Source organism: Plantibacter sp. MDV22-iso1 (assembly GCF_058408345.1).
The window spans coordinates 485,716-502,367 of the sequence record NZ_JBZVDY010000002.1 but is presented as its reverse complement, the minus strand read 5'-3'; the positions used below and the strand labels follow the sequence as shown (position 1 = coordinate 502,367).

Genomic DNA, 16,652 nt, shown 5'->3' with positions numbered 1-16,652 from the left:
GGCACGCCCCACCACCCCCTGCACCGTCCCGCACCCCACCGTCATCTGGAGTCCCCATGCGTCGTCGATCGCGCCTCGCGCTGTCTCTTGTCACCCTGGCCGTCGTGGCCGGCCTCGCCACCGGCTGTTCCCTCAAGCAGTCCTCGTCCAGCGAGTCGACGAGCGGCGCCGCTGCCAGCTCCGCCGCCTCCGACGTCGACGTCCCCTCGCTCGAGGGCAAGACCGTCGGCGTCGCCGCCAAGGACGTCGTCCGCGACTTCGGCCGCCTCACCTACCAGGGTGTGCAGGACCGCCTGGAGGAGCTCGGCGCCAAGGTCGTCGCCACCCAGGCCGACGCACAGGACGACAAGCACCTGGCCAACGTCGAGAACCTCGTCTCGCAGAAGGTCGACGCGATCGTCGTCATCCTCGGCGACGCGACCACCCTGGCCCCGGCGTTGCAGCAGGCGAAGGACGCCGGTATCCCGGTCTTCACGATCGACCACGCCAGCGAGAACTCGGTCAACAACATCGGTTCCGACAACTGGCAGATCGGCTCCACCCTCGCCCGCACGCTCGCCGAGGACATCGGCGGGAAGGGCAAGGTGCTCGTCTTCAACGGCTTCTACGACGTCACCCCCTGCCAGATCCGCTACGACGAGTTCAAGCTCGTGCTGAAGAACTACCCGAACATCGAGATCATCGAGCCCGAGCTGCAGGACATCTACGAGGGCACCATCGAGGACGCCAAGCAGAAGACGAACGACGCGCTCACCCGCTACCCCAAGGGCGAGATCTCGGCCGTGTGGTCGTGCTGGGACCTCCCCGCGATCGGTGCCTCGCAGGCCATCGACGCGGCGGGCCGCGATGAGATCAAGGTCTACGGCGTCGACGCCGAGCCCGGAGCGCTCGACCTGATCCAGGACCCCGACTCGGTGTACCAGTTCACGGTCGCACAGCAGCCGACCCTGTTCGGGACGACGAGCGCGAACAACGTCGCCCTGTACCTCGGTGGCAAGCAGGACGAGGTGCCGCTGAGCACCTACCTCGACGCCGTGTTCATCGACAAGGCGAACGTCGCCGACGAGCGCAAGCGACTCGGCCTGGAATGACGCACGACACCTCGATCGACGGTCAGGCCGCCCAGCGCTCGCTGGGCGGTCGGCCCGGTGCCGCCACGACCGAAGCCTCGGCTCCCGCCGTGAGCATGCGTGGCATCGCGAAGGACTTCGGCGGCGTCCGGGTGCTGGACGACGTCGACCTCGAGGTGCACTCCGGCGAGGTCGTCGCGCTCGTCGGCGAGAACGGCGCGGGCAAGTCGACGCTCATCAAGATCCTGACCGGCCTCTACACGGCGAGCGAGGGCGCCATCGAGATCGACGGCGAACCGGTCGTCATCCGCAACCCGGGTGACGCCGAACGCCTCGGTGTCCGCGTCATCCACCAGGACCGCCACCTGGCCGGTCGACTCACGGTCGCGGAGCAGCTCTTCCTCGGCTCGCGCACCGCGTTCCTCACCGGCCGGCAGCTCGACCGCCGCGCCGAGCGCGAGCTGCTCGACCTCGTCGGGCTGGACGTACCGGGCAAAACCCTCGTCGACGAGCTGAGCGTCGCCGAGCAGCAACTCCTGCAGCTCGCGATCGCGACGATCACGCGCCCGCGGGTGCTCGTGCTCGACGAACCCACCGCACCGCTCGCCGCCGGCGACGTCGAGCGGCTGTTCCGCACCGTCCGGACACTGCAGAGCCAGGGCGTCGCCGTCATCTACATCTCCCACTACCTGCAGGAGGTGCGCGACATCGCGTCCCGCGTCGTGGTCCTCCGCAACGGTGAACGCGTCGGCGCCCTCGACCTCGCCGATCCCGACGCGACCCTCGACGCCATCGTCCAGCTCATGGTGGGGCGGAGCGTCGAGGAGTTCGGCGACCGCGAACGGATCGTCGCCGACGCCGGCGCCGAACCGGTGCTCGCGATCGACGGACTGACGGTCCCCGAACGCCTGCACGGCGTCTCGATCGCCGTCCGTCCGGGCGAGATCGTGGGCGTCACGGGCCTCGTCGGCTCGGGCCTCGAAGAACTGGCCGACGCGGTCACCGGCTTGCGTGCGCACGGCGGAACCGTGCGGCTCGGCCGGGCGTCGATCCGCTCGCCGCGCGCCTTCGTCCGGGCGGGTGGGGCGTACGTCCCGGCGAACCGTCACCGCGACGGCATCCTGAACCGTCAGTCCGTCCGCGAGAACCTCACGCTCGCCGCGCTCGACCGCATCACCGGGCTCGGCGGGATCCTACGGGGTCGACGCGAGCGGGAGATCGCCGCAGACCTCGTCACGAGACTCGACGTCCGGCCCGCGAACGACACCGCGGTGGCCGGGAGCCTCTCCGGCGGCAACCAGCAGAAGGTCGTGCTCGGTCGGTGGCTCGCGGCCGGGTCGACGGTGTTCGTGCTCGACCAGCCGACCTCCGGCGTCGACATCGGGTCGCGTCAGCAGATCTACGCGGAGATCGACGCGCTCGTCGCGCAAGGCGCCGGCGTCCTGCTCGTGAGCGTCGACCTCGAGGAACTGATCGGGCTCGCCGACCGCGTCCTCGTGCTGTACCGCGGGACGATCCGGACGGAGCTGCCCCGATCGCAGGCGACCGCCGACACGATCCTCGCCTGGTCGACGGGCGCCGCCTCGTCGTCCGCCGACGCCTCGACCGGCTCCGAGACCGAGCCGTCACCCACCCGAGGAGCCTCCGCATGACCGCGCTCTCCGCTCCACCCGCTGCGCCCTCGGCTGCGGCGGAGTCCACGACGAAGCGTCGTCCGGTCTCCCGGTTGGGACTCATCGGCTACGCGATCGTCGTCATCGAGGTCGTCGTCTTCGCGGTCGCCTCGCCCGGCTTCCTCGACCCGGCCAACCTCGCGACGATCCTCACCCAGTCCGCGGTCTACGCGATCGCGGCCTTCGGCCTGTCCATCGTCGTCGTCACGGGTGGTGAGGACGTCGTCCGCGGCGGCATCGACCTCTCCATCGGCGCCGTCCTCGGCTTCTCCGGCGCGCTCGTCGCGGTGCTCCTGCAGGCCGAGCTCGGTCTGCCGCTCGCGCTGCTCATCGGGCTCGGAGCCACGGCGGTCATCGGGCTCGTGAACGGTCTCGTCGTCGTCGCCGGGATCCGCCCGCTCCTCGTCACCCTCGCGATGATGAGCATCGTCACGAGTCTCACGATCGTCATCACGAACAACGTCAAGGTGCCCGTCTCCGACGCCGGGCTGGTCTGGCTGCGGAGCGGACATGTCGTCGGTGTCCCTGCCGCGGTCGTCGTGCTGCTCGTCGTCTTCGCGGTCGCCGCCTTCGCCACCGGGCGGACCAGCTGGGGCGTGAAGAACGCCGCGGTCGGGCAGAACCCGACGGCCGCGCGGGTGGCCGGGATCCACGTCAACCGCCACATCGTCGTCAGCTACGTCCTCGCGGCGGTCCTCGCCGGGATCGCTGGCGTCCTCATGACCAGTCGGTTGTCCGCTGCCCTGCCGGGGATCGGCGAGCAGTCGCTCATCGACATCCTCCTCGCGACATTCCTGTCCATCGCGTTCTCCCGTCGGCTCGTCGTCACGATCACGGGGACCCTGTTCAGTGCCGTGTTCGTCGCGATCCTCACCAACGGCTTCAGTCAGCTCGGCGTCCCGAGCCAGTGGATCGGCATCACCAAGGGTGTGCTGATCCTGCTGGTCCTCGCGGTCGCCGCGATCCGCGAACGGAGCGTCAAGCGATGAGTGTCGACACACGCGCACAGTCCTCCGCGACCAGTGGCCTCTCCGTCCCGAACGCCGGGTCGGCTGATCCGGGAGGAGGCGGCGGCGGCAAGCGTCCCGGTGGCCCGCTCGCGAGTCTGACGGTCCGAGGCCTCGGTGCCGCGGTCCCGCAAGCGCTCGCCCCCGCCGTGCTGGCCGTGCTGCTCATCGTGTTCGCAGTGCTGTCGCCGTCGTTCCTCACCGCCGACAACCTGCTCGGGGTGCTCAACCAGAACGCGCTGCTCCTCCTCGCGGCCGTCGCGATGACGGTCGTCGTCCGCGCCGGTGGCATCGACCTCTCGATCGGTGTCGCCATCGACCTCGCGGCGCTCACCGCGTCGGCGCTCCTGGCCGACGACTACGTGGCATGGGTGGCGATCGTCGGCGGTCTGGTCGTCGGTCTGCTCGTCGGGGCCGTGAACGCGTTCCTTATCGTGGTGCTGCGCATCCGACCGTTCCTCGCGACGCTGAGCGTCTGGTTCATCGGTGGTGGCGTGCAGCAGGTCGCGACCGACGGCGGGTCGCCCATCTATCTGTCGCGGAGCAGCGTGCCGGACGAGTTCGCGTGGTTGGGTGCCGGCACCGTGCTCGGCGTCGCCGCACCGATCGTCGTCGCCGTGCTCGTGCTGATCATCGTCTGGGCTGCGCTCGAACGGAGTCGCTGGGGTCGGGTGCTGATCGCGGCGGGGGAGCAGCCGACGGCGACCCGGATCTCCGGGCGGTTGGCTGGGACGTCGATGGCGACGGCGTTCATCTTCGCCGCCGGGATCGCGGCCATCGCCGGGCTGATCCTGGCCTCGCGGAGCCAGGGCTTCGTCGCCAACAGCGGCCAGCTCTACGTGCTCGACTCCATCGGTGCGGTGTTCATCGGGACGACGCTGAGTCGGACCGGGCGGCCGAACCTCTTCGGAACGCTCGTCGGTGTGCTCATCTTCGCGCTGCTGACGAACGGGATGAACCTCGTCGGGCTGTCCTTCTACTGGCAGGGTCTCGCCCGCGGCGTCGTCCTGATCCTGATCCTGCTCCTCGGCGTCCTCCTGGCGAGCGACCGGTCCCGCAAACCCCTCACCTGACGCCCACCCGACCCTCGCTGTAGTGGTGTGGTTGCGCCAGCGCGGTGCGCTGACGCGAGGAGGAATGACTCGGCGTGCGCGCGCCCCACACGCGTGAGCGCGGGTCTCTGGAGACCCGCGCTCACGTCCATGCCCCGCGGTGACGTCAGCGCACCGCGCTGGCATCACCCGAAGGGACGGATCAGACTCGGAGGTCGAGCCAGGCGACCTGCTCCGGGGTCAGCTTCAGGGACAGGGCGTCGGTCGACGAACGCGTCTCCTCGATGGACCGCGGCCCGATGAGGGCGAAGGTCGGGAAGTCCTGCGCCAGCACGTAGGCCAGGGCGATCGCGGTCGGCGCGACACCCAGCTCGGTGGCGAGCTGACGGGCACGGGCCAAGCGCTCGAAGTTGTCGTCGCTGTAGTAGCAGCGCACGAGATCCGGGTCCGACAGGTCCTCGGGTTCGGCACGCCCGGTGAAGAAGCCGCGTGCCTGCGACGACCACGGCAGCAGCGGCGTCTTCGTCTCCTCGAGCCACGCGCGGCTCGTCGGATCCGTCACCTCCACGCACCCGGCCCACGGTACGTCGAGTGCGCGGGCGAGACCGAAGTGGTTGCTCAGCGCCGCGAAGCCCCGCTTCCCGTTCGCCGCCGCATAGGCGTTCGCCTCCTCGAACCGCTCGATCGACCAGTTGGAGCCACCGAACGCACGGATGCGACCGGCCTCGGCGTGCTCGTTCAGCACGTCGACGAACTCGCCCACCGGGACCTCGACGTTGTCGCGGTGCATCAGGTACAGGTCGAGGTGGTCGGTGCCGAGCCGGTCGAGGCTCTCGAACAGCTGACGCGAGATCGACTCCGGGTCGCAGAACGGCGTGTGCGCACCCTTGCCGATCACCACGACGTCGTCCCGGAGGCCACGGTTGGCGAGCCAGCGTCCGAGCAGCTGCTCCTGCAGGCCGTCGCCGTACAGCCAGGCCGTGTCGAAGGCGTTGCCGCCGCGCTCGAAGAAGTCGTCGAACATCGCCGACGCATGCGACAGGGTCTGCTGGTTGTCGACACCCATCACGAGGCGGGAGATGTCGTGGTCGATGCCCGCGATGCGGCCGGTCGGCATCGGGAGTTCGGCGCGCACAGTGAGCGGCCGGCCGGAACCGGTCGGGATGTCGGTGTCGATCGACTCGAACGGGTACTCGAGGCCGACCGCTTCGCGCCAGCGGTCGAGGGTCGCCGCGTTGCCGAGCGAGTCCGCCCAGCGCATCTGCGGTGCCTGACCGGCGTCGGCGAACGCAGCGACCGCGTCGGCCTGGATCGCGTACTGCGGCGCCCCGGGGATGTGGATCGACTCCGTGCCCGAGACGGTGCGGACCTCGATCGTCGACCCGTCCTCGACCGACGGCAACCACGGGTCGGACACGATGATCTGGCCCGTCGAACCCGTGACGACGACGCGGTTGTCGTCCTGCACGCGCACGCCGCTCGTGACGTGCGCCGTGATGCCTGACGGGAACACGAGCGACGCGCTGGCCCACTCGTCGACGCCGGTCGAGCCGATGGTGCCGTTCCCGGTGACCTCCGTCGGGTCGGCGAACGGTGCACCCACGGCGGCACCGGCGACGAGCCTCGCGATGGAGACCGGGTAGCCACCGACGTCGAGGATCCCGCCGCCCGCCAGCTCCGGGTTCATGAGTCGGTGCTCGGCCGGGAGGTTCGCGGCGAACGCGAACGACGCCTCGATGTGCTCGACCTCGCCGATGGCGCCGGACGACACGAGTTCGACGAGCTTGGCGGTCTGCGGGTGGAAGCGGTACATGAACGCCTCGGCGAGGTACACGCCGGCACGACGGGCGGCCTCGATCGCGAGCATCGCACCGGCGCGGTTGACCGAGAGCGGCTTCTCGCTGACGATGTGCTTGCCCGCTTCCGCCGCTTCGATCACCAGCCGGACGTGTTCCGTGTGCGGGGTCGCGATGTAGACCGCGTCGACGCCGGGGTCGGCCAGCAACTCGGCGACGGAGCCGTACCCGCGGACGGGAGCCGTGCCGTCCCCGAAGCGCTCGCCGAACTCCTCGGCACGCGACGCGTCGCGACTGGCGACGGCGGCGAGTCGACCGGTGCGACTCGCGTGCAGCTCGGTCGCGAACCGTTCGGCGATCGTTCCGGGTCCGATGATGCCCCAGGCGACGTGTTCCATATGGTGGTGCTCCTCAACGTTGATCGGCGGTGCGATGGTCTGTGGTGAACGTCACCGTGAACGTTCACGGTGTGAGCGTATCAGTACGATGTGACCATGACCAGGCCCCGCGACGATCACGCTCCAGCGCGAGCGACGATCATCGACGTCGCCCGGGTCGCCGGTGTCTCCCGCCAGACCGTGACCCGAGCGCTCAACGGGATGCGCGACGTCAGCGACGCCACCAGGCAACGGGTCGTCGAGGTCGCAGCCTCGCTCAACTACCGACCGAACCGCGCTGCGCAGCACCTGGTGAGCGGCCGGACGACGACGCTCGGACTGGTCGTCGACGACCTGCGGAACCCCTACTACCCGGAGCTCGCGGCCGCCCTCGTGCAGCAGGCCGCAGAGCGCGGATGGACCGTGTTGGTCGCCGAGGTCGGGGGAGCGGCGAACGCATCGGGCGACCGACCCGCCGCAGCGGATCGCGGACCGGACCTCCCCGACGCGGAACGTGCGCAGCTCGCCGAACTCGCGCGGCAGGTCGATGCGGTCGTCGGGCGCAACGGCGCCGACCACGGAGCACTCCAGGGCGCCTTCGCCACCATCCCGTTCGTCTCCCTCGGCGACCATCGGCCAGAGGAGTCCGAGGCCGGAGCGGACCCGTCCGACGCCCAGCCCGCGCTGCAGGTGGCGGGCGTCGACATCGACTTCGAGGACGGCATCCGACAGGCGCTCGCCCACTTCGTCGCGACCGGGCGCCGGTCGATCGCCATGATCGACGCCTCGGCGGAACCGTCCGGACGTCGTCTCGCGTACCGCGCGTTCCTCAAGGAACACGGCCTGCCGTGGTCGGAGGCGTCGGAGACCTGGGCGGAGGACACCCACCAGGGCGGGGTCTCGGCCGCCCTGCGGTGCCGCGCCGCGATGCCCGACGTCGACGCCGTACTCGTCTTCAACGACGTCATGGCGGTCGGCGTGCTCAAGGGCCTCGCCCGTGCCGGGGTCGGCGTGCCGGAGGACGTCGCCGTCATCGGCATCGACGGACTCGACCTCGGTCGCTTCGTCACCCCTGAGCTGACGAGCGTCGCCGTCGACAAGGGTGACATCGCACGGCACAGCCTGGAGTTGCTCGACGGCATGATGTCCGGCACGCTCCCGCTTTCGGGGCCGTCCGTCCGACGCTCGGTGGGTGTCTCGCTCGTCGTCCGCGAGTCCGCCTGAGCTGATCCACTGAGCCACTCCGCCTCAGCCGCACCGGCCCCGTCGTCCGGACGGTCGCGGACGACACGGCAGACTGGTCACATGTCTGAACTCCTCGCCCTCTGTCGCGTCGAAGCCCTCCGGGTGGACGACGGGTCGATCGGTGTCACCGCGATCGACAAGCGCCCGGTCGACGAGCCGCTGCACGTGCGGCCGATGGGGCTCTACGGCGACGTGCAGGCCGATCGCAAACACCACGGCGGCCTGACGAAGGCGCTCTACGCCTACGCCGAGGAGGACGCGCGGTTCTGGGAGGGCGAGCTCGGTCGGGAGATCACGCCGGGGCTGTTCGGGGAGAACCTCCGTACGCAGGGGCTCGACGTGAACGGTGCCGAGATCGGTGAACGCTGGCGGATCGGCGACACCCTCGTCGTCGAGGTGACCTGTCCGCGCACCCCGTGCGGCACCTTCCAGCGGCGCCTGGGCGAGCCACGGTGGGTGAAGCGCTTCGCCGACGCCGCACGGCCCGGCGCCTACCTCAAGGTGGTCAAGAGCGGGACGGTGCAGGCGGGCGACCCGATCGAGATCGTCCGACAGCCCGGCCACGGCGTGACCATCGCCTCCTGGTTCGCCGCGGCGGACGAGGCGCAGGCCGTCACCCTCGAGCAGTCGGAGCGGTCCGGCGCCGTGGTGCTGGCCCCCGAGATCCATGAGTCGATCAAGCAGCTCCGCCGCAAGCCGACCGTCTGAGCTTCGCCGTCGCGTCCTCGCACCTGTGCGACCGCTGAGTGCAAGCCCCGCCCGGAACAGTCCGGAAGCGGACGCTGTTGCATACCATGGAGCCGAAGACCGGAGCACGCGGGGACCCCGCACGGTGCTCGGCACGAAGGAGGAGTCACGATGAGTGCAGCAGACGAGCAGAGCACGACGACCGAGCGCGCGGTGCTGGCCGGCGGATGCTTCTGGGGCATGGAGGACCTCGTCCGGAAGATGCCGGGCGTGAAGTCGACGCGCGTGGGCTACAGCGGTGGCGATGTCGCCAACGCGACCTACCGCAACCACGGCACCCACGCGGAGGCCCTCGAGGTCGTCTTCGACCCGAGCAAGCTGTCCTTCCGCGAGCTGTTGGAGTTCTTCTTCCAGATCCACGACCCGTCGACCAAGAACCGCCAGGGCAACGACGTCGGCCTGAGCTACCGCTCGGCGATCTTCTTCACCTCGCCCGAGCAGGAGCGCGTCGCGCGCGACACGATCGCCGACGTCGACGCCTCAGGGCTCTGGCCCGGCAAGGTCGTCACCGAGGTCGAGCCGGTCTCCGAGTTCTGGGAGGCCGAGCCGGAGCACCAGGACTACCTGGAGCGCATCCCGTGGGGCTACACCTGCCACTTCGTGCGCCCGGGCTGGAAGCTCCCGCGCCGCGCCGAGGTCGCGGAGCAGGCCACCGCGTAAGTACCTTCGCAGCGCCCGTCACCTCGGTGTCGGGCGCTGTGCTGTGCGTGGACCGGCGGGCTCAGACCGGCAGACTCAGACGCCGTCGGCGCGCGAGGAGTTGACGGCGTCCGAGGCCAGTCGTGGCGCGAATCGCGGGTCGAACTGCAGCGGTGGATCGTCGGGTGACGCGAGCGACGGTTTGCCGAGGCGAACCCACTCGAGGTACTGGAGGTAGGGGTCGGACCCGGCATCGACCGGCGCATCGACGATGCGCTTGCGTCCCCACGGCCACTTCCACCCCACGATCAGCATCCTACGGACGGTTCCTGAGGATCCGCGGACCATCACGGCACGATCTCGCAACGATGCCATCGCCTCGTGCTCGTTTCGTCGGACGGATAGGGGAGTTGTCCATCCCGCGGCCGTGCTGTCATGATGAAGCACGGCGGTGATAGCTAGACAGTCGAGATACTTCGACGGTTGTCCGGACCCGGTCGTCGCACCCGCCGAGAGAGGTCGTTCCATGGGCTCCACCGGTAGCGAGACGTCTGAACTCCGCCGTGCGTGGGTGGAGCAGCTCACGGCAGACCGCTTCGGCGTCTTCGTGGGCGACCGGCGCGTCGGGTTCATCGACGTGGACTGGCCACTGCACGTGGCCCTGCGCGGAACCGACTACGAGACGGCGGTCGAGGTCGATCGCGCGATCCGGTTCGATCAGGCGCTGCGTGCCGTCCTCGCCGCCTGAGTGGCCTCCGGTGTCCGGCGGCTATGATCGCAGCACGATTCGGGTGGACGATAGTCGTTCGGGCCCGCGAGGCGGAGGGGGACTGGCATGACCGACTCCTTCAGTGCCGAGCCGTGGGCATCCGGCCTCCCGGTCCTCGAGCTGCCGATGTTCCCACTCGGCTCCGTGCTGTTCCCACACATGCCGCTCGCCCTGCGGCTCTTCGAGGAGCGCTACCTCACCATGTTGGCGCACCTGCTCGAGGCCGAGGACCCGGCGTTCGGCGTCGTGCTCATCGAGCGTGGCCGTGAGACGGGAGGCGGTGAGCACCGCTTCCGCACCGGGACCGTGGCGGAGATCGTCGAGGTCGACGGCGGCGAGGGCTTCGTTGCGGTGATCGCCGAGGGCGGTCAGCGCTTCGAGGTGACCGACTGGCTGCCGGACGACCCGTATCCACGCGCTGAGATCCGAACGCTCGACGACCTGGAGTGGGACGCGCGCTGGGAGCCGCTGCGGGATGAGACCGAGGCGGCGGTGCGGCGTTCGCTCGCGGTGGCCAGCGAGTTCAGTGAGCAGCAGTGGGCCTCGGTCGTGGAGCTCGCCGACGACCCGCTGGAGTCGTCCTGGCAGCTGGCGGGCATCGCGCCGGTGAGCGAGATCGACCAGATGCGGTTCCTGTCGGCCGGTTCGCTCGAAGAGCTGCTGGTCGGCGTGCGCGATCGCGCCACCGAGGCCGGCGAGGCCTTCATCGCGGGTGGCATCGCCGACGCGGACGACGAGGACTGGGACATCCTCGGCGACTGAGCCCCGACGCCGCGCCTCGACAGGCTCGGTGACCGGAGTGGTCGTGACCGGGTGCACTCGGTGACCGGTTGGATTCGGTCCCCGGAAGCTCGCCTCCCGCTCCACCATTCACTGACCCTCCCCTCCGCCGGTCACTGAGCTTCCCTTCCGCCGGTCACTGAGCCTGTCGAAGTGCCCTTGCGCATTCGTGGAAACGCTTTACTATTTCCTATAGGATCTTTTTGACCGGGAGCACCAGCCCCGAGCAGTCCCTGAGCGCAATGGAGCATCATGACGGATACGACCGCGACCGCGTCGACCCCCCGATGGACCGCCGACACCTGGCCCATCGCCACCTGCCTGCACGGCATCCCACCCGTCGACCGCAACGGCGTCTCCCTGCACGACGCGGAACCCGAAGCGTGGGACGACCTCTTCGCGCAGGTCGCCGGCGTCGGGTTCACCCTCGCCGAACTGCCCGACAGCCATGTCCGGCCCGCCGACCTCGAACCGTCTCGTCGCGACGAGTTCCTCGCCATCGCGAAGTCGCACGGCGTCGGCGTCCCGTCCGTCCACCTGCAGCGGCAGAGCGTGATCATGCCGGGCCACGAGGAGCGCAACCTCGAGTACGCGCACCGCACGATCGACGCCGCGGCGGAGTGGGGGATGCAGGTCTTCTCCACCGGCCTGCACCAACCGTTCAACGACGCGCAGCGCAAGGCGCTGTGGTTCTGGACCGCGCAGGGCCCGAAGGACCCCGACGACCCCGAGGTCTGGAACGCCGCCGTCAGCCGCATCCGCGAGCTCGGCAAGCACGCGGCCGACGTGGGCCTGCCGCTCGCACTCGAGCTCTACGAGGACACCTACCTCGGCACCGCCGACAGCGCGGTCCGGTTCGTGGAGGAGGTCGGGCTCGACAACGTCGGCCTGAACCCCGACGTCGCGAACCTCATCCGCCTGCACCGCCCGGTGGAGGACTGGCGCGAGCTGTTCGCCAAGACCCTGCCCTACGCCAACTACATGCACGTGAAGAACTACACCCGCGACGAGGCGGCCGACGGCAGCTGGGCGACGTCCGTGCCCTCCACCATGGAGGCCGGACTCATCAACTACCGCCAGGTCTTCCGCGACGCCGTCGAGCTCGGCTTCAACGGCATCATCCTGGCCGAGCACTACGGCGGCGACAGCCTCGGCATGTGCTCCACCAACCAGAAGTACATCAGGACCCTGCTGCCGCAGGCCTGATCCAGACGACCACAGGAGAGCCTCATCATGACCACACACACCATCGCCGTCGTCGGATCGGGGTACATGGGCGGCGGCATCGCCCAGGTGCTCGCGCTGTCCGGCGCCACCGTCCGCATCGCCGACATCTCCGAGGAGATCGCGCGCAAGAACTACGACCGCCTCATCGCCGAGGCCGAGCAGTTCGTCGCCGACGGACTCTTCCCGGCCGACGCCGTGGAGCGGATCCGCGCCAACGTCTCGCCCGCCGCGTCCATCGAGGAGGCGGTCACCGGAGCCGACTTCATCGAGGAGGCCGTCCCCGAGAAGATCGAGATCAAGCACGAGACCCTCCGTCGCATCAGCGCCGCAGCCTCACCCGACGCCATCATCGGCTCGAACACCTCGACCATCCTCATCGGTTCACTCGCCGAGGCCGTCACGAACCCGGAGCGGTTCCTCGGCGTCCACTTCTCGAACCCTGCCCCGTTCATCCCCGGCGTCGAACTCATCCCGCACGAGACCACAGCCGATGCGGCGATCGCCACCGTCGAGGAGATCGTCGCGGCGACCGGCAAGGAGACCGCCCGCATCAAAGACGCCACGGGCTTCGTGCTCAACCGCCTGCAGTACGCGCTGTTCCACGAGGCGACGCAGCTCGTCGAGGAGGGCGTCGCGACGCCCGAGGACATCGACACGATCGTCCGCACCACCTTCGGCTTCCGGCTCCCCGTCTTCGGTCCCTTCGCGATCGCCGACATGGCCGGACTCGACGTGTACTCGTTCTGCTACGCCTCGCTCCAGACCCGGTGGCCCGAGCGGTTCGCCACACCGGACTCCCTCAAGGAGCTCGTCGACGCCGGCAAGTTCGGCACCAAGTCGGGTGCCGGCTACCTCGACGTCCCGGCCGACCGCACCCCCGAGCTGATCGCTTACCGCAACAAGGCGTACGTCGCGATCAAGCGGCTCATGGACGAGCTCGGCCCCGCACCCATCAACTGAGCGCGGCGCCGACCGAACGCAACGTCCGACTCGATCGGACACCGACTTCACCACTCCCACGCAGAAAGGCCGGCCATGACCGCCACCACCTTCCCCGAATCCAAGACCGTCGTCCTCACCGGCGCAGCCTCCCCGCGCGGCATCGGTCGCGCCTCAGCCCATCACCTCGCCGAACTCGGCTGGAACATCGGGATCATCGATCTCGACGAGGCTGCGGCGCAGGCGGTCGCCGCCGAGATCGCGGAGCAGCACGGGGTGCAGGCGGCCGGCGCCGGCGCGAACGTCGCCGACGAGGCGCAGGTGCGTGCCGCGTTCGACGCGCTCGAGGCCGCCCTCCCACAGCTCGTCGCCCTCGTGAACCTCGCGGGCGTCGCCTCACCGGTGCCCTACCTCGAGGTGAGCGCCGACGAGTGGCAGCGCGTCATCGACATCAACCTCAACGGCGTCCACTACACGACCCGCCGTGCGGTCGAGTCGATGGTGTCGAACGGCGTCGGTCGTGTCGTCAGCCTGTCGTCCGTCTCCGCCCAGCGTGGCGGCGGCACCTTCAGCAAGACGGCCTACTCAGCGGCGAAGGCCGGCGTGATCGGCTTCACCCGCAGCGTCGCCCGCGAGCTCGGCCACGACGGCATCACGGTCAACGCCATCTCGCCCGGACCCATCGACACCGACATCATGGGCGGCACCCTCACCGAGGAGCGCAAGACGGCCATGGCCGCCGACGGCGTCCTGCCGCGCATCGGCACCCCGCGCGACATCGCGGCCGCCATCGCCTACCTCATCAGTGAGGACGCCGGCTTCGTCACCGGTCAGACGCTGAACGTCGACGGCGGCCTCTACATGCACTGATCCACCACACGCACCACGAGCGAACGGAGCAGCACCATGCAGCACCTCACCGGTCAGTGGACCAAATCCCGGTTGATCTTCCTCGGTCTCGGCGTCGTCTTCGTCGGCATCGGCCTCTGGATGATCATCCCCTCGATGGTCTCCTGACCACCGCCAGCAGCAGCAGTAACGCCAGTAGCACCCACCCGCACCAGTCATCTCAAAGGAGAGTGTCTTGTCCACACCCAATCCGCCGGCGATCGGATCGACCAACGATCCGGCGCTGAAGTCGGCGATCCGCAAGGCGTCGAAGCACCTCATGCCGATGCTCGTCATCCTGTACTTCGTCGCGTTCCTGGACCGCACGAACGTCGGCTTCGCCGAGGAGGCGCTCAGCGTCGACCGCGGCATCTCGAACGGTGCCTTCGCCCTCGGTGCCGGCATCTTCTTCATCGGCTACGCGATCTTCGAGATCCCGAGCAACCTGCTGCTGAAGAAGTTCGGCGCCCGGTTCTGGCTCGCCCGCATCGCAGTGACCTGGGGCATCGTCGCCGCCCTGTTCGCCTTCACGACGAACGACACGATGTTCATCGTCCTGCGCTTCCTGCTCGGCGTGACCGAGGCCGGGCTCTTCCCCGGCGTCATCATGTTCCTGTCGGAGTGGTTCCCGAACAAGGTCCGCGTCCAGATGTTCTCGATCTTCTACCTGGCACAGCCCTTCTCGCAGATGCTCGGCGCGCCGCTGAGCGGTGGCCTCATCAGCTTCGGTGACGCCCTGACCCCGTGGCACGGCTGGCAGGTGATGTTCTTCGCCGAGGGCATGCTCGCGGTCCTCGCCGGTTTCGCCGCGCTCTACTTCCTCACCAACTCGCCGCAACAGGCGAAGTGGCTGGACCAACAGGAGAAGGACTCGTTGACGGCCGCGATGGAACGCGAGGACACCGTCCGGCAGTCGGACGGCCCGACCGGTATCGCGAAGGCGATGACGAGTTGGAAGGTGTGGTACTTCACCATCATCTACTTCTGCCTGCAGATCGCGGTGTACGGCACGACGTTCTACCTCCCGCAGCAGGTGTCGAACCTCATCGGTCAGGACGTCGGCTGGCAGGTCGGTCTCGTGGCGGCCATCCCGTGGCTCGTGGGTCTGTTCGCCTGCTACTACGTGGGGCGGAACGCGAACACGGTCGTCCGGCGCCGCACCTGGGGCACGTGGTTCTACATCTCCACCGGCGTGTTCATCCTGGCCTCGGCCTGGGCGGGTGCGAACAACCAGCCGATCCTCGGCATCCTGTTCATCACCATCGCGGTGGCGAGCTTCCTCTCGGTCGGGCCGATCACGTGGGCCTACCCGACGGCGTTCCTCACCGGAACGGCTGCGGCGGCGGGCATCGGCCTCATCAACTCGCTCGGTAACCTCGGCGGCTTCGTCGCCCCGATCATGCGCACCGGGATCAACGAGAGCGTGCCGACCGACAGCGGTGTCTGGGGTGTGGTCTCGCTCGGCGTGTTCGCCTTCCTCGCGGCCGCGATGCTCTACTGCACCCGGTTCTTCCGTGGGGCGAAGGCGGACGAGCTGCTCGAGACGACGGCGACCCGCACGGCGCACTAGTCACGACGCAACTCCCGGACGGGGTCGATCGCTCAGGCGGTCGGCCCCGTTCTGCGCCCTTCGACAGGCTCAGGGACCGGAGGAAGGCGGCTCAGTGCTCGGCGTCGGTGCGGGCGCGGGTGCGCACGAGCTCGATGTGCGAGCGCATGGCCGCCGCGGCGGCCTCGGGGCCGTCGGAGAACGCGTCGAGGATGGCTCGGTGCTCGACGACGGCCTGGTCGGCGTCGGTGACACCCGTCTCGACCGTCTGGCGCATGCGGTGCACGCGGGTGGAGATGCCCTCGGACATGTCGAGGAGGAAGGGGTTGCGGGTGCCCTCGAAGATGAGGTGGTGGAAGTTCCAGTCCACCGCGAAGTACTCGCGGAGGAGTGCGACGGGGATCTCGCCGGCCGATGCCGCGGCGCGCACCCTGGCGGTCATCTCGACGTGCTGCGCGAGGGCGACCTCGAGGGCCGGGACGAGCTCGTCGGCGTGGGCGGCGGCCAGCGCGGTGGCGCCGCTCTCGAGCACGATGCGGGCGTCGAACAGCGACTCGAGCTGATCGTCGGCGAGCGGCGGTGCCACCCGGTAGCCCTTGTGGGTGACGCGGGTGACGAGCCCGGTGCGTTCCAACTGGACGAGTGCCTCACGGACGGGCGTGGGTGAGACGTCGAGGTCGCGGGCGATGGCGTCGATGGACAGCCGGGCGCCCGGTTCGATGCCGGAGCTGAGCAGCATGTCGAGCACCAGCTCGTAGACGCGGTCGCGCAGACCACGGCGCTCGAGCGAAGAGGAGGCGCCGAGCGGGAACACGGCATCAACCACGGCAGGCTCCGAAGGGTGTGCTCGAGGCGTCGTCACGGAGGGGGACCTCCGGTCGAGCGGCCGCGATG

At 69.4% G+C, this 16,652-nt stretch carries 16 protein-coding genes; 13 read left to right on the top strand and 3 right to left on the bottom strand.

What is annotated here, in order from left to right:
* Positions 1 to 56 precede the first annotated feature (56 nt).
* The 4 genes from AC4PMY_RS13015 to AC4PMY_RS13000 are packed head-to-tail and all read left to right on the top strand — an operon-like array spanning position 57 to position 4,823.
* Positions 57 to 1,091: a sugar ABC transporter substrate-binding protein gene (locus AC4PMY_RS13015; protein ID WP_064295673.1), complete on the top strand. Its 1,035-nt coding sequence runs from the start codon at positions 57 to 59 to the stop codon at positions 1,089 to 1,091.
* Positions 1,088 to 2,722 (top strand): sugar ABC transporter ATP-binding protein, encoded by a 1,635-nt coding sequence (locus tag AC4PMY_RS13010; RefSeq protein WP_082916099.1) that lies wholly within the window; start codon positions 1,088 to 1,090, stop codon positions 2,720 to 2,722. Before AC4PMY_RS13015 ends, AC4PMY_RS13010 begins: the two co-directional genes overlap by 4 nt.
* Positions 2,719 to 3,732, top strand: a complete 1,014-nt coding sequence (locus AC4PMY_RS13005; protein WP_491622909.1) for an ABC transporter permease — start codon at positions 2,719 to 2,721, stop codon at positions 3,730 to 3,732. Before AC4PMY_RS13010 ends, AC4PMY_RS13005 begins: the two co-directional genes overlap by 4 nt.
* Positions 3,729 to 4,823, top strand: coding sequence for an ABC transporter permease (locus tag AC4PMY_RS13000; protein ID WP_491622908.1), 1,095 nt, complete (start codon positions 3,729 to 3,731; stop codon positions 4,821 to 4,823). Before AC4PMY_RS13005 ends, AC4PMY_RS13000 begins: the two co-directional genes overlap by 4 nt.
* Before the next feature lie 181 nt (positions 4,824 to 5,004).
* Here AC4PMY_RS13000 and AC4PMY_RS12995 read toward each other — a convergent pair whose 3' ends face one another.
* Positions 5,005 to 6,996 (bottom strand): aldo/keto reductase, encoded by a 1,992-nt coding sequence (locus AC4PMY_RS12995; RefSeq protein ID WP_491622907.1) that lies wholly within the window; start codon positions 6,994 to 6,996, stop codon positions 5,005 to 5,007.
* A 96-nt stretch (positions 6,997 to 7,092) separates the two neighbouring features.
* Here AC4PMY_RS12995 and AC4PMY_RS12990 point away from each other — a divergent pair, with 96 nt between their 5' ends.
* From AC4PMY_RS12990 to msrA, 3 genes are all read left to right on the top strand, one after another.
* Positions 7,093 to 8,199, top strand: a complete 1,107-nt coding sequence (locus AC4PMY_RS12990) for a LacI family DNA-binding transcriptional regulator (protein WP_064295675.1) — start codon at positions 7,093 to 7,095, stop codon at positions 8,197 to 8,199.
* Positions 8,200 to 8,280: 81 nt separating this feature from the next.
* Positions 8,281 to 8,928, top strand: coding sequence for an MOSC domain-containing protein (locus AC4PMY_RS12985; protein ID WP_064295676.1), 648 nt, complete (start codon positions 8,281 to 8,283; stop codon positions 8,926 to 8,928).
* A gap of 150 nt (positions 8,929 to 9,078) precedes the next feature.
* On the top strand, positions 9,079 to 9,627 hold the full coding sequence (gene msrA / locus AC4PMY_RS12980; RefSeq protein WP_064295677.1) for a peptide-methionine (S)-S-oxide reductase MsrA: 549 nt from the start codon (positions 9,079 to 9,081) through the stop codon (positions 9,625 to 9,627).
* Positions 9,628 to 9,702: 75 nt separating this feature from the next.
* On the opposite strand, the gene AC4PMY_RS12975 is transcribed toward msrA, so the two are convergent.
* The gene (locus AC4PMY_RS12975) at positions 9,703 to 9,912 is read right to left on the bottom strand and encodes a hypothetical protein (protein ID WP_124767435.1); all 210 of its coding nucleotides are present in this window, start codon (positions 9,910 to 9,912) and stop codon (positions 9,703 to 9,705) included.
* 220 nt (positions 9,913 to 10,132) lie between these two features.
* Between AC4PMY_RS12975 and AC4PMY_RS12970 the strand changes: the two genes are divergently transcribed.
* The 6 genes from AC4PMY_RS12970 (at position 10,133) to AC4PMY_RS12945 (ending at position 15,779) form a co-directional block, all read left to right on the top strand.
* On the top strand, positions 10,133 to 10,354 hold the full coding sequence (locus AC4PMY_RS12970; protein WP_064295679.1) for a hypothetical protein: 222 nt from the start codon (positions 10,133 to 10,135) through the stop codon (positions 10,352 to 10,354).
* A gap of 87 nt (positions 10,355 to 10,441) precedes the next feature.
* The gene (locus AC4PMY_RS12965; protein ID WP_231884359.1) at positions 10,442 to 11,137 is read left to right on the top strand and encodes an LON peptidase substrate-binding domain-containing protein; all 696 of its coding nucleotides are present in this window, start codon (positions 10,442 to 10,444) and stop codon (positions 11,135 to 11,137) included.
* Between the two features lie 270 nt (positions 11,138 to 11,407).
* Positions 11,408 to 12,361 carry a sugar phosphate isomerase/epimerase family protein gene (locus AC4PMY_RS12960; protein ID WP_064295680.1) on the top strand — a complete coding sequence of 318 codons (954 nt, stop codon included), beginning with the start codon at positions 11,408 to 11,410 and terminating at the stop codon, positions 12,359 to 12,361.
* Positions 12,362 to 12,388: 27 nt separating this feature from the next.
* Positions 12,389 to 13,342: a 3-hydroxyacyl-CoA dehydrogenase family protein gene (locus tag AC4PMY_RS12955; RefSeq protein WP_491622906.1), complete on the top strand. Its 954-nt coding sequence runs from the start codon at positions 12,389 to 12,391 to the stop codon at positions 13,340 to 13,342.
* 75 nt (positions 13,343 to 13,417) lie between these two features.
* Entirely contained in the window at positions 13,418 to 14,191 is a 774-nt protein-coding gene (locus AC4PMY_RS12950) for an SDR family NAD(P)-dependent oxidoreductase (RefSeq protein ID WP_064295682.1), read from the top strand.
* A 214-nt stretch (positions 14,192 to 14,405) separates the two neighbouring features.
* The gene (locus AC4PMY_RS12945; RefSeq protein WP_064295683.1) at positions 14,406 to 15,779 is read left to right on the top strand and encodes an MFS transporter; all 1,374 of its coding nucleotides are present in this window, start codon (positions 14,406 to 14,408) and stop codon (positions 15,777 to 15,779) included.
* Between the two features lie 91 nt (positions 15,780 to 15,870).
* Here AC4PMY_RS12945 and AC4PMY_RS12940 read toward each other — a convergent pair whose 3' ends face one another.
* Positions 15,871 to 16,584: a GntR family transcriptional regulator gene (locus AC4PMY_RS12940; protein WP_240555556.1), complete on the bottom strand. Its 714-nt coding sequence runs from the start codon at positions 16,582 to 16,584 to the stop codon at positions 15,871 to 15,873.
* Between the last annotated feature and the right edge of the window lie 68 nt (positions 16,585 to 16,652).

What these genes read in the sequence shown, in the direction of transcription:
- AC4PMY_RS12955 (WP_491622906.1), top strand. Translation starts at nt 12,389, where the DNA reads ATGACCACACACACCATCGCCGTCGTCGGATCGGGGTACATGGGCGGC.
- AC4PMY_RS12985 (WP_064295676.1), top strand. Translation starts at nt 8,281, where the DNA reads ATGTCTGAACTCCTCGCCCTCTGTCGCGTCGAAGCCCTCCGGGTGGAC.
- AC4PMY_RS12970 (WP_064295679.1), top strand. Translation starts at nt 10,133, where the DNA reads ATGGGCTCCACCGGTAGCGAGACGTCTGAACTCCGCCGTGCGTGGGTG.
- msrA (WP_064295677.1), top strand. Translation starts at nt 9,079, where the DNA reads ATGAGTGCAGCAGACGAGCAGAGCACGACGACCGAGCGCGCGGTGCTG.
- AC4PMY_RS12965 (WP_231884359.1), top strand. Translation starts at nt 10,442, where the DNA reads ATGACCGACTCCTTCAGTGCCGAGCCGTGGGCATCCGGCCTCCCGGTC.
- AC4PMY_RS13005 (WP_491622909.1), top strand. Translation starts at nt 2,719, where the DNA reads ATGACCGCGCTCTCCGCTCCACCCGCTGCGCCCTCGGCTGCGGCGGAG.
- AC4PMY_RS12990 (WP_064295675.1), top strand. Translation starts at nt 7,093, where the DNA reads ATGACCAGGCCCCGCGACGATCACGCTCCAGCGCGAGCGACGATCATC.
- AC4PMY_RS12960 (WP_064295680.1), top strand. Translation starts at nt 11,408, where the DNA reads ATGACGGATACGACCGCGACCGCGTCGACCCCCCGATGGACCGCCGAC.
- AC4PMY_RS13010 (WP_082916099.1), top strand. Translation starts at nt 1,088, where the DNA reads ATGACGCACGACACCTCGATCGACGGTCAGGCCGCCCAGCGCTCGCTG.
- AC4PMY_RS13015 (WP_064295673.1), top strand. Translation starts at nt 57, where the DNA reads ATGCGTCGTCGATCGCGCCTCGCGCTGTCTCTTGTCACCCTGGCCGTC.
- AC4PMY_RS12950 (WP_064295682.1), top strand. Translation starts at nt 13,418, where the DNA reads ATGACCGCCACCACCTTCCCCGAATCCAAGACCGTCGTCCTCACCGGC.
- AC4PMY_RS13000 (WP_491622908.1), top strand. Translation starts at nt 3,729, where the DNA reads ATGAGTGTCGACACACGCGCACAGTCCTCCGCGACCAGTGGCCTCTCC.
- AC4PMY_RS12995 (WP_491622907.1), bottom strand. Translation starts at nt 6,996, where the DNA reads ATGGAACACGTCGCCTGGGGCATCATCGGACCCGGAACGATCGCCGAA.